At 54.7% G+C, this 13,526-nt stretch carries 15 protein-coding genes; 11 read left to right on the top strand and 4 right to left on the bottom strand.

The annotated features are described in order from the left end of the window. Nucleotides 1-22 precede the first annotated feature (22 nt). From NQT62_RS06655 to feoB, 4 genes are all read left to right on the top strand, one after another. Nucleotides 23-484 carry an SRPBCC domain-containing protein gene (locus NQT62_RS06655; RefSeq protein WP_256763871.1) on the top strand — a complete coding sequence of 154 codons (462 nt, stop codon included), beginning with the start codon at nt 23-25 and terminating at the stop codon, nt 482-484. Then, nucleotides 474-881 carry a carboxymuconolactone decarboxylase family protein gene (locus NQT62_RS06650; protein ID WP_256763870.1) on the top strand — a complete coding sequence of 136 codons (408 nt, stop codon included), beginning with the start codon at nt 474-476 and terminating at the stop codon, nt 879-881. The genes NQT62_RS06655 and NQT62_RS06650 overlap by 11 nt, the downstream gene beginning before the upstream one ends. A 105-nt stretch (nt 882-986) precedes the next feature. Next, nucleotides 987-1,295, top strand: a complete 309-nt coding sequence (locus NQT62_RS06645) for a FeoA family protein (RefSeq protein ID WP_256763869.1) — start codon at nt 987-989, stop codon at nt 1,293-1,295. Continuing rightward, the gene (feoB, locus tag NQT62_RS06640) at nt 1,292-3,193 is read left to right on the top strand and encodes a ferrous iron transporter B (RefSeq protein WP_256763868.1); all 1,902 of its coding nucleotides are present in this window, start codon (nt 1,292-1,294) and stop codon (nt 3,191-3,193) included. Before NQT62_RS06645 ends, feoB begins: the two co-directional genes overlap by 4 nt. A 19-nt stretch (nt 3,194-3,212) precedes the next feature. Here the strand turns inward: feoB and NQT62_RS06635 are convergent, their stop codons facing one another. Both NQT62_RS06635 and NQT62_RS06630 read right to left on the bottom strand, forming a co-directional pair. After that, nucleotides 3,213-3,803: a YceI family protein gene (locus NQT62_RS06635; RefSeq protein ID WP_256763866.1), complete on the bottom strand. Its 591-nt coding sequence runs from the start codon at nt 3,801-3,803 to the stop codon at nt 3,213-3,215. 132 nt (nt 3,804-3,935) lie between these two features. Next, nucleotides 3,936-4,883 (bottom strand): alpha/beta fold hydrolase, encoded by a 948-nt coding sequence (locus NQT62_RS06630; RefSeq protein WP_256763865.1) that lies wholly within the window; start codon nt 4,881-4,883, stop codon nt 3,936-3,938. 200 nt (nt 4,884-5,083) lie between these two features. On the opposite strand from NQT62_RS06630, the gene NQT62_RS06625 reads away from it, so the two are divergent. Then, nucleotides 5,084-5,860 (top strand): ferredoxin--NADP reductase, encoded by a 777-nt coding sequence (locus NQT62_RS06625; protein WP_256764422.1) that lies wholly within the window; start codon nt 5,084-5,086, stop codon nt 5,858-5,860. An 84-nt stretch (nt 5,861-5,944) separates the two neighbouring features. On the opposite strand, the gene NQT62_RS06620 is transcribed toward NQT62_RS06625, so the two are convergent. Continuing rightward, nucleotides 5,945-7,186, bottom strand: coding sequence for a DUF445 domain-containing protein (locus tag NQT62_RS06620; protein WP_256763864.1), 1,242 nt, complete (start codon nt 7,184-7,186; stop codon nt 5,945-5,947). Between the two features lie 187 nt (nt 7,187-7,373). Here NQT62_RS06620 and NQT62_RS06615 point away from each other — a divergent pair, with 187 nt between their 5' ends. The 4 genes from NQT62_RS06615 (at nt 7,374) to NQT62_RS06600 (ending at nt 11,012) form a co-directional block, all read left to right on the top strand. Further along, entirely contained in the window at nt 7,374-8,636 is a 1,263-nt protein-coding gene (locus NQT62_RS06615) for a DUF445 domain-containing protein (protein ID WP_256763863.1), read from the top strand. An 81-nt stretch (nt 8,637-8,717) separates the two neighbouring features. Continuing rightward, nucleotides 8,718-9,728, top strand: a complete 1,011-nt coding sequence (locus NQT62_RS06610) for a FecR family protein (RefSeq protein ID WP_256763861.1) — start codon at nt 8,718-8,720, stop codon at nt 9,726-9,728. Between the two features lie 51 nt (nt 9,729-9,779). Further along, the gene (locus NQT62_RS06605) at nt 9,780-10,790 is read left to right on the top strand and encodes a DUF2804 domain-containing protein (protein ID WP_256763860.1); all 1,011 of its coding nucleotides are present in this window, start codon (nt 9,780-9,782) and stop codon (nt 10,788-10,790) included. Nucleotides 10,791-10,829: 39 nt separating this feature from the next. Continuing rightward, nucleotides 10,830-11,012, top strand: a complete 183-nt coding sequence (locus NQT62_RS06600; protein WP_256763859.1) for a hypothetical protein — start codon at nt 10,830-10,832, stop codon at nt 11,010-11,012. 10 nt (nt 11,013-11,022) lie between these two features. On the opposite strand, the gene NQT62_RS06595 is transcribed toward NQT62_RS06600, so the two are convergent. Continuing rightward, the gene (locus NQT62_RS06595) at nt 11,023-11,187 is read right to left on the bottom strand and encodes a rubredoxin (RefSeq protein ID WP_256763858.1); all 165 of its coding nucleotides are present in this window, start codon (nt 11,185-11,187) and stop codon (nt 11,023-11,025) included. 222 nt (nt 11,188-11,409) lie between these two features. Here NQT62_RS06595 and apbC point away from each other — a divergent pair, with 222 nt between their 5' ends. Together apbC and NQT62_RS06585 are read left to right on the top strand one after the other, a co-directional pair. Continuing rightward, entirely contained in the window at nt 11,410-12,498 is a 1,089-nt protein-coding gene (gene apbC, locus NQT62_RS06590; protein WP_256763857.1) for an iron-sulfur cluster carrier protein ApbC, read from the top strand. 6 nt (nt 12,499-12,504) lie between these two features. Continuing rightward, complete coding sequence (locus NQT62_RS06585; RefSeq protein ID WP_256763856.1) at nt 12,505-13,497, top strand: alpha/beta fold hydrolase; 993 nt, start codon at nt 12,505-12,507, stop codon at nt 13,495-13,497. The last annotated feature ends 29 nt before the right edge of the window (nt 13,498-13,526 follow it).

Below are 13,526 nucleotides of genomic sequence, written 5' to 3'. Positions count from 1 at the left end.
AACCTCGAGGAGATTCACGCACATGGACAGCAAGCTCGTTTTGGACAAAACCGCCACGATCAAGGTCGACTACAAGCAACTCATGGCTGACTTGGAGGCGATTGAACCGCTGATTTCCATTTTCCCGAAGTTGGAGAGCCTGACCAAATTGGCTCCCAACGCCTATGAGTGGAAACTCAAACCGATTGGCGCCATGGGGGTTTCCCACGCGGTGCACTATGCAGCCACCTATGAAGTTGACAAGGCCAACGGCAAATTGAATTTCAAGGGCAAGGAAGGCGTGGGCAATGCCACGTTGTCAGGTTGCTTTGAGTTTCATGACAAAGGCGGCGAAGTGGCGGTGGAAATCCAGATCAACGGTCAGCTTCGCGACATCAAAGTACCCATGCTGTTGAAAGCGGCCACGCCTGGCTTCATCAAAACCATGTTTGAAGGTATTGTGGATCGGTTTATTGAAAAAATCGGTGAAAAATATGGCCGCTGACAAGCCAGTGAATTACGAGGCGGGGAAAGCCATGCGGACCCGCACGTTGGGTCAAGCCTACGTGTCCAACGCAGTGTCAAACCCCAACGATTTTGCAGCACCCTTACAGGATTTGGTCACTGCCCATGCTTGGGGCACAGTCTGGACACGTGATGGCCTGGAACCCAAGCTGCGGAGTATTGCCACAGTCTCCATGCTGATGGCACTGAACCGGCCCAATGAGCTGAAACTTCACATGCGCGGCGCGCTCAACAACGGCGTCACGCCCGAGCAATTGCGTGAACTGATTATTCACGCCAGCGTGTACTGCGGTTTTCCCGCCGCCATGGACAGCATGCGGCAGGCCAAGGCTGTGCTGGAGGAACTGGCGGCTGAAAACGCTGAGCCTCCAAAATAAGGCTGGGTGTTGCCAAATTCCCGTTGGCGAATCGTTGGTGCTGTGTTTATAATAAAAACAATTCTCATTTGAATTGTTTGAGTTTCAACCGGCACCCACATCGTCATGCTTCAAGCGGTTCATCCCACCATTCAACAGGCTTCTGGCCTTCAAAGCCTTCAGGACATTGACCTGAACACGCCCAAGGTGGTGGTGGGCGTTCATCCGCCCCAACACAGCCCAGAATGGGCAGCCTGGTTGTATGAAATCGGTTTTATTCCCGGTGAGACAGTCATGGTGTTAACACGTGGCATGCCTGGCGCCGACCCATTGGTGGTTCGTGTGGGCGACTCCACCTTTGCACTTCGCCGCGCCGAAGCTGCCTGCATTGCCGTGGCCGACGCCACCGATGGAGCCTTCAAGGCCGCAGCATGAACCAGCAGGTGGTGCATTTTTTCAAGGGTGGTCCCTTGGTGGCCCTGGTGGGCAACCCCAATTGCGGCAAAACAGCACTGTTTAACCGGCTGACTGGCAGTCATCAAAAGGTGGCGAACTATGCCGGCGTGACGGTGGAACGCAAAGAAGGCAAGATGCTGACCAGCCAGGGCAAGCCATTGCGTGTGCTCGACCTGCCCGGTGCCTACAGCCTGCACCCTCGCTCGCCTGACGAGGCTGTAACCGTCAACGTGCTGTACGGGCGTGCGCAGGGTGAAAAGCGGCCCGACCTGGTGGTGTGCGTGGTCGATGCAACCCATCTGCGCCGCAACCTTCGTTTGGTACTGGCGGTCAAACGGCTCGGTATCCCGTGTGTGGTTGCACTGAATATGGTTGACCTGGCCGAGAAGCAGGGGCTGAAAATCGATTTGGATGGACTGTCCCGCGAACTTGGGTTGCCCGTGGTGAAAACCGTGGCCATTGCTGGTGATGGTGCGCAGGCGTTGCGCACGCTGCTCGACCAGCAGAACCTCTGGAAAAGCGGCGTCGAATCCCTGGTGGGTGAACCGACCAGTCTGGTGCACAATCCAGAGCTGGATGCCCGGGGCGATCATGAGGCCGTTAAGGGTATTCTGGAACGCCTGAACCTGGATGGCTTGATGCCCCAACACACCAGCGACCGGATTGACCGTGTGGTGTTGCATCCTGTTCTTGGTCCAGCTTTGCTGGCGATCATTTTGTTCCTGATTTTCCAGGCTGTATTCAGTTGGGCCAAAGCACCCATGGACTTCATCGATGCCACCGCAACCCAACTGGGCATGTGGGTGGGTGGATGGATGCCCGATGGCTGGTTCAAAAGTCTTCTGGTCGACGGTGTGATTGCCGGTGTGGGTGGGGTGTTTGTGTTTTTGCCCCAAATCCTGATTTTGTTTTTCTTCATTCTGATTCTGGAAGAATCAGGCTACCTGCCCAGGGCCGCATTTTTGCTGGACCGCATCATGGGCGGGGTGGGCTTGTCAGGTCGTTCCTTTATCCCCTTGCTGTCCAGCTTTGCCTGTGCCATTCCCGGCATTATGGCTGCGCGCACCATCAACAACCCGCGTGACCGGTTGGTGACCATCCTGATCGCTCCGCTCATGACCTGTTCTGCACGGCTACCGGTTTATGCACTCCTGATCGGCGCATTCGTGCCTGCCCGAACCTTGTGGGGTGGGGTGGAGCTGCAGGGGGTGGTGTTGTTCGTGCTTTATCTCGCGGGTATTCTAAGTGCCATGCTGGTGGCTTGGGTCTTGAAGCAGTTCACCACCCGGGGCCAGGTTCGCTCGCTCATGATGGAGTTGCCCAGCTACCACTGGCCGCGCTTGTGGAACGTGGGTCTTGGGCTTTGGCAGCGGGTTCTTATCTTTCTGCGACGGGTGGGGGGCATTATTTTGGGGCTGACCATTCTGTTGTGGTTTTTGGCCAGCTTTCCGGCTCCACCGGTCGGCGCAACCGGCGCGCCCATTGAATACAGCATGGCTGGCATGCTTGGCAAGGCGCTGGCAGTGGTGTTTCATCCCATCGGGTTTAACTGGCAGATTAGCATTGCGCTGGTTCCGGGTTTGGCCGCCCGTGAGGTGGCTGTGAGTTCGCTGGGCACGGTGTACGCGCTGTCTTCCACTGCCGAAGACACGGCCCAGGCTTTAATGCCGCTCATCTCTCAAGGCTGGAGCCTTGCCACCGCTTTTTCTTTGTTGGCCTGGTATGTGTTTGCACCCATGTGCCTGAGCACCTTGGCGACCATTCGACGTGAAACAGGTGGCTGGGCCATGCCGATGGCTGCAGCCGGTTACCTGTTCATCTTGGCTTACGTGGCGTCATTCATCACATACCACGTAAGCCTTGCACTGGGGCTGTAGGTGTTACCTCGGGTGTTGATCAGGGGTTTTTGATCGCTTCAACGGAAATCAACAACTTAACCTCGGGCTTGAAACCCATGGCCAGGCCATAGTCCACACCAAAATCCCCACGGTTAATCACTGTCTCTGCATCAGCGCCACACACCTCGCGCTTGGCAAACGGATGTGGCTTGCACAAAAATTCATTGACCTTCAGGGTTACCGGCTTTGTCACACCTTTGAGGGTGAGCTGGCCGGGTATGGACACCAGTTTGTTGCCGTCGAATACAAACCGATCACTGACAAATCGTGCGGTTGGGTATTTGGCCGTGTCAAAAATATCGGGGCCAATGGCATGCTCATTCATTTTCGGGAAACCGAAATCGATGGTGGCCATCTGCATGGTGACGTCCACCTTGCCTGTTTTTGCGGCCGCATCGTAACTGACTGTTCCTTCAGACTTGTTGATTTTGCCGCGCCATTTTGATACGCCGCCCATGTGGTCAGCCTCAAATGCCGGGTACGTGTGGCTGGGGTCAATCGTGTAATCGGCCGCATGGGCTGCACCAGCCAGAGACAGGAAAGCCAAGGATAGTGGGAAAAACTGGGCGGGAAACATCGATTTTTTCATGGCTGCTCCGGAGATTCAGGTTTAAACAGGCCCCCAGTGTAAAAGCAAGCGGTGTTCCGACCGAATCAAAAGCTTGAAGAAGTCATTCAAATGATTTGAATGACTTCGTTCTGCCCCTTCTTTTATTGGGCTTTAGAGTTCAACCCGAGTTTTGGCCAGACTGGGTGTTTCCCGCCCTGTATCGGCAAATTCCACAAACTCAGCCACACAATTGGCCACCCATTCCGCATGCGTCTGGATCACCCAGTGGTGGGCTTCAACATCCCGCCGCCACAAATTGCTGACGTAGGGGTAGCAGGATTCAACCATGGGAGGGGTAACAAATTTGTCTTTGGTCGGCACCAGGAGTTGGACTGGGACTGCGGTTTGACGAATGCGCGGATTGCTCAACCGGGGCACCATATTGGCCCGATACAGGTTGATGCCATTGATACCATCCTTGCGCTGAGAGCCATTGGTCTCAACGTCTTGGCCTTCCATCCGTTTCAAGATGCCAGGCCAGGCTTTGTCCAGCCCCAGTTTCCAGGCCGACGGTGCCAGCAATGGCAGCTGGAAAGCGGCCACATACCAAGAGTGAACCGCTTGTCCAAGCACTTCTCCCAATGCTTTGCGGTTGCTCAGGCTCAAGCCTTGCCGAAACCATTGTCCAATGTGGTCCAGGCACGGACCAGAGATGCTGGTGTAGCTGGCGATACGTGCTTTGAGTCGATGGTCGGTGACGCTTTCCCAGGTTTGTATGGATCCCCAGTCATGCGCAACAAGGTGAACAGGCTGTGTTGGGCACACGGCCCGCATCACGGCTTGAAGGTCTTCAGACAACTTGGTGAGGGTGTAGTCCCACATCCAGCCAGGTGCGCTCGATTCACCGCAGCCCCGCACGTCATAGGTCACCACATGAAAATGGTGGTGCAGGTAGTTGATAACGGGGTTCCACACACTGCTATTGTCCGGATAGCCATGCACCAGAATAATGGTTGGGTTTTGAGGGTCGCCGTGGGCGGTAACCGCCAAATCAACGTCACCGGAGTGAACCACCTGCCGCGTGTTAACCGGATGTTGAATCGTACTTGTCTCTGCCATGGTTTTTTTATTGTGTGTAGGTGATTGATTTGACTTTATAACCCGCTTGGGTGCATTGGATGGGACAAGCTTCTAGAGGGCGAACTCCAAATAAGCAAATAACTAAAAAATAGAATGACTTAGACCGTTTTTTGCAGCGCTGCGCTATCATGGGCGCCAATGCAAACTTTGCTGCGCCAACGCGCATTCACACACCTGCCATGTCCAATCTGATTCAAGAACACGTGACGGAAGTCCATCACTGGAATGACACGCTTTTCAGTTTCAAAACCACGCGCAGCCCGGGTCTGCGGTTCCACAACGGACACTTCGTCATGATTGGTCTGGAAGTGGAGGGCAAGCCACTGCTTCGGGCTTATAGCATTGCCAGTGCAAATTACGAGGAACACCTGGAGTTTTTCAGCATTAAGGTGCCCGATGGAAAGCTCACCTCACGCCTGCAGCACCTGAAAGTGGGTGACCCGGTGTTGGTCAGCAAAAAGCCCACGGGTACGCTGGTGATTGATGACCTGAAGCCTGGCAAGAATCTGTTCATGTTTGGTACAGGCACAGGCCTGGCACCGTTCATGGCCCTGATTAAAGATCCCGATGTTTACGAGCGCTTTGAAAAGGTGGTGCTTGTGCATGGCGTCCGATATGTGAGCGAATTGGCCTATGGTGAGTACATCACCGAAGAATTGCCCAACAACGAATTTTTGGGCGAAGACGTTCGCAAGAAGCTGATTTACTACCCCACGGTAACTCGGGAGGAGTTTAAGAACATTGGACGCATTACCACGCTGATGGAAAATGGCGAGCTTTGCAAAGACATCGGATTGCCACCGCTGAATCCTGAAACCGACCGTGCGATGATCTGTGGCAGCCCAAGCATGTTGGCTGATATTCGCGCGATTCTGGATGCAAAAGGGTTTGTGGTTTCACCAGGAATCGGTGAGCCGGGTGACTATGTGTTCGAACGGGCTTTTGTTGAGAAATAAGCGCTCTGCGATTGGCCTGACATGCAAAAACGCCAACCGGAAACGGTTGGCGTTTTTGTTGGTTTCTGGGGGTAATACTGGACCTTAGAGCACCCCGAAATGCATCATGGCCATCAGTTGGCCTTCCCCGACCAGGAAACCCAGCACTGCACCCACGATAATCAAAATCCATTCCTCTTGCTTGAAAACCGGGCGCAGCAACCCCTCGAATTCCAGCGGGGTCATGGCCTGCATTTTCTTGCCCACCACATTTTCAATATCAAGCGATGTTTGAACATAGCTTTCGGCATGCATGATCACATCCTCCAGACGTTCCATTAACAGCTCGGCGGTGTCTTGCTTCATTCTCTGGAAAGTTTCAGCCCCAACTGCCATCACCACAAAAGGCTTCACAATGCTGGCTTTGCTGTCGACCATTTCACGAACCCGTTCATCCACCATTTTTTGTACCCGTTCCGACAAGGGGCCAGCCACCATTTCACCGATGATGGTCTGTGGGGTAAGGATGTCGTTGGCGATGATTTTGGCGTAGTCTGCGGCCACTTTTTGTTGTCGCTTTAGGAACAAACCCTGAATGGTGTATGAACCAAATGGAATGGGTTTTTTCGGCTCGAACAGAATATTCAGCGCGACCCAGTCGGAAATGAAGCCCACGAGGAAGCCAAAGGTGGGCAGAATCCAGGGCTCCTTCAAAAAAATCCACAGTGACATCTGTACCAAGCCGATCATGAAACCGAAATAAAGCCCGGATACGCCAAAGAATTTGAATTCGTCGCGTCCAACCTCCTGAAAAATCCGGTTCAGCAGGTGTTTGTCTTTCATCAGGATTCGAATCACCAGGGCCTTCAGATCCATGATTTCATCAATGTTTTTCTTGATGTCTTCCATGACGCTGGTAATAACCCCAGGCACGTCTTTTTTAACGCGGTCAATCAGTTTTCGTTGGGCAAAGTTGGGCAGGCTTTCCCACAGGCGGGGTTGGTGGCGGGACATGACCTCACGAATGATGCTCTCAATCACCTCCATGGCTGGCCCTTCCAGCTCTTTGCCCAGGCGTTCTGAATCCAGTTTGGAAACCACTTCACGAACTGACACCAGTTTGGTGGTGATGGTGTCCACAGCGATCGAAGCCATGCGCAAGGCGTTGCGGGGCACAATGCCTTGCCACCCGAAAAAGGGTGGAATGCCGACAAACTTCATCGGATAGAACATCATTTTGACCGCGGCAATCTTGGTGATGTATCCCAATATGGCAGCGACAATGGGAATGGAACCGTAGATCAGGTAATTGGCCTGAATATCAGCCCAAATGTTAGCCCAGTTCATTGAAGGCGTCCCCTAAGAGTTTTTAATTTTTATTGATAGAGTATTAAATATATTGGTGCGCGCTGCTCGGTCATGTAATAAATCTTGAAAAACCGTTGCACCATGGCGGAAGTATAACGGTCAATTTTCCGGCCAAGTGTCAGCGAATCTAGATCAATAATTTTTATCATCAAATCGGGGCTTCGTTTTGGAATTTTCCTTTTCGCATCTGGGCTTGCCAGTGTGGGCAGTGTTTTTGTCGGCCGGTGTGGGTGGGTTGTTGCTGGCCTGGGGGTTTCAGGCGGCCGCCTTTTGGTTAATGTTCAATCCGCAGGAGTTCAAGGGCATACGGATTCCCTTGTTTCGAAAGTTGGGCTTGCATCAACTGGGGCTGGAGGGGTTGGGCTGGCAAGGCCTGGTTCCTCACCAGAAAAACATCATGGCTGAAATCGCAGTGCGTCTGATGACTCACAAGCTTCTACCGCTGGACGAAATGATCCGCCGCATTCCGGCGCAGGGTTTGTCGGATCGACTGACCCCCCCCATGCAAGAAACCGCTGACCTGGCCTGTCGGGAAGTGATGCTTCGGCACAAACCCACGCTGTGGGAAAGCCTGCCCAGCTTCATCCAGAATTCCATCATTCTGCGTATCCGAGGCATTGTGCCCACCTCCGCCAAACAAATCATTCTGGATCTTCAGAAAAAGCCCGCGTATTACCTTAGCCTGAAAACCCTGGTTTTGGATGTGATCAACACCAAGCCCTTTTTGGTGGTGGATTTGTTCAAGAGTGCTGGTCGGGACCCCATGGCATACATTCTCCGGTTTGCATTGTTCGCTGGCCTGGTGGTCGGTCTGGGCTTGGTGGCGTTGAATCAGCTCAACATCCAATGGTATGTGTCCGCGGTGGCGGGATTGCTGCTCGGTGGCATTGCCAATGCGCTCGCACTGGAGAGTCTCTTTTTCCACCCGGAACACGGCCGCGTGCGTCTGGGGCGTTTCACCGGGTTTTTCTTCAAGGATCAGCGGCACATCGCAGAAATGTTCGCCCAAACAGCCGCTCGCGAGGTGCTCACCACCGAGAACATTGTGTTGGCTTTGTGCCGGGGGCCAAATTCGGTCAATCTCTCCACCCTGATTGAGCACCACGTGCAAAAGGCGATGGACTTGGAGTCCGCCGGAATTAAGCCCTTGCTGGTTACCCTGCTGGGTGCGGAGCAATGGGTGGCCATTAAACGGGATGCTTCCCAAGTGTTTGCCAGCAAGCTGGAATCCCACCTGATGGCGGCCCGGGTCTATCTGAACGATGCCCTGCGGATTGAAGAGGTGATTGTTGAGCGGTTGGCCGCTTTGCCACCGCTGGAATTTGAGCGCGCCTTAAGGCCAGTATTTTCTCGCTACGAGTGGATGATGCCGCTAATTGGGGCGGTGTGGGGCAGTATTCTGGGGATTTTGATCTTCATTCTGACCTGATCTGGCTGAATCCATTGATGTTTCTCGCCAGTATCAATAACAACGTGGTCATCGATCACAATCATAACAATTGGAGGCAGCATGGCAGCACAGATTATTGGCACCGTCGGTGAGGTTGAAGGCACCGTGACGGTGATGCGGAATGGTGAAACCGTGGCGTTGAAGTCCGGCGAGTCCATTTCAGCGGGTGATCTAATCACGGCAGGACAAGACGGTCGCACGGCCATCACACTGGCAGACCAATACGGTCAACCCATGGGCAAACTGATGGTTGCGCCCTCAGGTAGTGTGATTGTGGACACCACGATGAAAGGGGACAAAGTGGCCTATGTGTTCGAGGCCCTGTCTCAAGATGGTGTAACCATCGCCAATCTGGACCCCGAGTTTGCGGACCAGGTGGTCATGCAAGGGGTCGAAGCAACCGGTGAAGGTTCTGGTGGCGGTTTGCTTGGGTTGTTCGATGGCGGTTTGCTGGCGGGTATGTCCCTGGATGGAACGGCCGCTGCGGTGGGCGCTGGTGCTGTGGGCATCGGCCTGTTGTCATCGGGCAGCGATGAAGGCACCGGGCCGACATCGGCTTCATCGGGCGGTACGGGTAACCCCAGCGAGAACGGTGGCGATCCACCCGCTGGAACCACTGGTACGCCCCTGGATGCCGCCTTGGATCCAATTTTTGGCGCAGCAGAAGGAACACCCTTGGCTGCTGTGACTGGTCCCTTGAGCGATGCAATTTCTGCTGGCGCAAGCGGTGGCGGTGGTGGTGGTGGCACCACGGATGGCCCCACAGGCACACCACTGGACATGGTGCTAGGCCCCTTGGCCGATGCCGCCGGTGGTGGAGCAGGTGGTGGTGGCACCACGGATGGCCCCACAGGCACACCGCTGGACATGGTGCTGGGCCCCTTGGCCGATGCCGCCGGTGGTGGCGCTGGTGGTGATGCTGGCGGTAGCGCTGGTGGAACCACGGGCACGCCGCTGGACATGGTGTTGGACCCGTTGATGGGTGCGGCGGCTGGCACGCCATTGTCGTCGGTGGCCAGCATGCTGGATCCATCGGCTTTGGACCCGGTGACCAGCAGCCTGCCGGTGTAAACTCAAATTTCTGACGTCAGGGGCAGACCAGGGTCTGCCCCTTTTTCATTGATGAATCTGATTCAGCCCAACGGGCAGCCCCAGTGGGGGCGCTTTGACGCCTTGCCCAGCGACATCAATTGGCGTGATTACGACGCCAGGACTGCTTTGGGGCATCCGCGCAGCGTGTGGGTTAAGCCTTGGTTGATGAAGCATTTTGATTTCTACGGCCTCACCGCTCCAAATTTCACATTGGGTGTTGGCTTGGTTCGCCTGGGACTGGTCAATTCCGCATTTGCCTATTGGGCTCAAGATGGCGTGCTGCGCGAGCGTGTCCAGTTTGATTTGCCCATGGATGCAGGTTTGACGGTGGATTACAGGCCTTTGGGCACGACCCGCTGGCGCCATCCTTGGCGGTCAAATCATCACATCACGTCACATCGCCAAGCAAACCTCCGTCGACTGGAATTCCGCCTGGGGTCTTACTTGAACGGTGAGGTTGAATTGCGCTGCAATGATGACGAGGCGCTGTCGATGAATACCCCGATTGGCAACACCGGTTTTGCATACGCTCAAAAAACCAGCGGATGCCCTGTTCAGGGGTATATCCAGTGTGGCGGAACGACCCTCGAGTTGCCGGAACACACTGGGTGTTATCACGACTGGACAGCGGGTTTCCTTCGGCGTGAAACCTTTTGGAACTGGGCTTGCGCAACTGGAATGGATCACCGCACACGAACCCGGCTATCGGTGAATTTGGCACGTGGTGTCAATGAGACCAGTGCCCATGAAAATGTGGTCTGGGTCAATGGGCGCCGGCATGATTTGCCGTTGACCCTGTTTGACTATGACCGTGACAACGTGATGGCGCCTTGGCGCGTTTATTCTCAGTGTGGGCAGGTTGATTTGTATTTCAAACCAACAGGTCAAATCGACGATCACCGGAATTTGGGCCTATTGGCCAGCCGTTTCAATCAATGCCATGGCGAATTTTCCGGTACGCTCTCAGTTCCTGGCTTGGGCCAAACATTTCATGCCCAGTCATTCACGGGCTGGTGTGAAGATCACTATGCAAAATGGTGATCCACACCATTTACCCACACGTAGCCAACTGGAGAAAAAATGAACAAAGGTATTCTGTATTGCGCCGGTTTGCTGCTGGTATTACAGGGTCTGCAGGGTTGCGCTGTGGCCTCGGCCACCGCTGGTGCGGCAATTTCCGTCACCGGGGCCGTCGTGTCTACCGGTATCCGCGTCACTGGGGCTGTCGTCGAGGCTGGTGTTGATGCGGTCACCGGTGATTAAACCGAGCGGCTTACACCTCAACCATTTCGAAATCCGATTTGGCCACACCGCAGTCCGGACACAGCCAATCTGCGGGCACGTCTTCCCAAACTGTTCCGGGCGCGATGCCTTCGGAAGGCATGCCAGCCGCTTCCGAATAGGTCAGGCCACAAACGATACAAACGTAGGTTTTCATGTGTTGTCTCCGGTGTGTATTGACATCGATCGACATGCTATCAATACCCGTGCGCAAAAAGTGGAGGATGCTCTCACTTGGCCGTTCATTCGCGACAGTTAGGGTTTATCTCATCTCCCACACCGCCTTTGTTTCGAGGCCCTGCCATCCGGACAACCGGAAAAACCGATAGACTCTTGGCTTATAACAGTTAACTATCGACGTCGCTCGAGGAGAATGTGTATGTCAGTCAGTGTAGACACGGTGCGTGAAGCGCTGCGCAGTGTCATGGATCCCAATCTGGGCAAGGATTTGGTGTCTGCGAAACAAATCAAGAACATCCAAGTCGACGGTGGCGATGTAACCTTCGACCTGGAATTGAGTTATCCCGGTAAAAGTCAGTTGGATGGCCTTCGCAAGCAAGCCATTGCTGCTGTGCGCACCGTGGCTGGCGTTGAGAACGTCAGTGTCAGTGGATCCATCAAGATTCAAACCCATGCTGTGCAGCGCGGTTTAAAACCCATGCCCAATGTGAAAAACATCATCGCCGTGGCTTCGGGCAAGGGCGGTGTTGGAAAAAGCACCACCGCAGTTAATCTGGCTTTGGCACTGTCTGCAGAGGGCGCGCGGGTTGGTATGCTGGATGCTGACATATATGGTCCATCCCAGCCCACGATGCTGGGTATCACCGGCAGACCGCAATCGGAAGACGGCCAGATCATCGACCCCATGGAAGGCCACAATATTCAGGCCATGTCGATTGGCTTCTTGATCGATGAGGACACACCCATGGTTTGGCGGGGCCCGATGGTCACCAGCGCGCTGGAGCAACTGCTCAAGCAAACCAACTGGCGTGACCTGGATTACTTGATCGTGGACATGCCCCCAGGCACAGGCGATATTCAACTGACCTTGTCACAAAAGGTGCCTGTCACCGGTGCGGTTATTGTGACCACCCCTCAAGACATCGCCTTGCTGGATGCGCGCAAGGGTCTAAAAATGTTTGAAAAAGTGGGTGTCCCCATTTTGGGTATCGTTGAAAACATGGCCATTCATGTGTGTTCAAACTGCGGTCACCAAGAGCACATCTTCGGTCAAGGGGGCGGGCAGAAAATGGCTGCCGACTACAAGCTGCATTACCTGGGCGGACTGCCACTGGATATTCGAATTCGCGAACAAGCCGATTCGGGCAAACCCACTGTGATTGCAGACCCGGATGGCGATCTCGCCAAGTCTTATAAGGAGATTGCGCGAAAGGTGGCTGTTCGTATTGCCGAGCAATCCAAGGACATGTCCTTGAAATTTCCATCGATCGTCGTGCAAAACACCTGATTGACCATGCCAGACGGTATTCCATTGTCCCGATTCAACCAAGCCTACTCCGGGCCAGGTCGAATCGGGTTGTGGAAAGAGCCGTCGTTCATCCTGGATTTGGGTGGCAATCTTGCCGTGTGGTGCGAGCCATCGGATCCTGCCTCCCCACATCGATCGGCCACACCCTGGATGGTTTTGCACGGAGGGCCTGGTGGCCGCCTGTCTGCTGCCCACGTGGCTCCGCTGCGCCAATTGGGTCTCCCCTGGTTTGGGTTTGATCAGCGCAACAGTGGGCTGAGCGAAGACATCGATTTTTCTGCCATCGACACACAGCGGTTTATTGATGATGCGCTGCAGTTGGCCGATCACCTGTGCATTGACCGCTTCCACATCCTGGGGGGTTCCTGGGGAGCTACCCTGGCGTTGGCTTTGGCGGCCCATGCTCCGCAGCGGGTGGCTGGGCTGGTTCTTCGTGCGCCGTTCATTCCCTGGGTGCCCAGGGTTGATGCATTTATCGGTGAATTGGAACAACAGGATCCAGCCTTGTTCAAGCGTGCTTTCCGGCCAGGTGCCCGGGGGCGCTCTGTGTTTGAGTCGGTGTTGTCGGGTTCCACTGCCGAGCAAGTGCTGGCGGTGCGGGTTTGGAATGCCCTTGAAATGGGTCTGCTTCAATGGGCTCGACCATCAACCGCCATCCACCTGCCCGATTTGACACCAGATCAGCAAGACGCGTTGTTGCGCAAATATCGGCTACAGGCCCACTTTTTGATGCATGGTTGCTTCATATCCACAGAGCAATGGGTTCGTGATGTGGAGATCTGCGCGACAGCAGCCTGGCCTGTGGCCATCATACAAGGCCAGAAAGACAGGATATGTCCACCTGGTGGAGCCATTTTTCTGTCGGAGATGTTGCCCAATTCCACCTTGCACCTGCATGCGGACCTGGGGCATTTGCCAGACTCCAGTACCATGGTTCAAGCCGTGTCGCAGGCGGTGTTTCAACTGTTGGATGTCTGAGGTCAGCACCGGCTACAAGGCCACAACGG

Source organism: Limnobacter humi (assembly GCF_024518835.1).
Classification (GTDB): Bacteria; Pseudomonadota; Gammaproteobacteria; order Burkholderiales; family Burkholderiaceae_B; genus Limnobacter; species Limnobacter humi.
The sequence above is the reverse complement of the archived record's forward strand: the minus strand, read 5'-3'. Positions and strand labels throughout refer to the sequence as shown.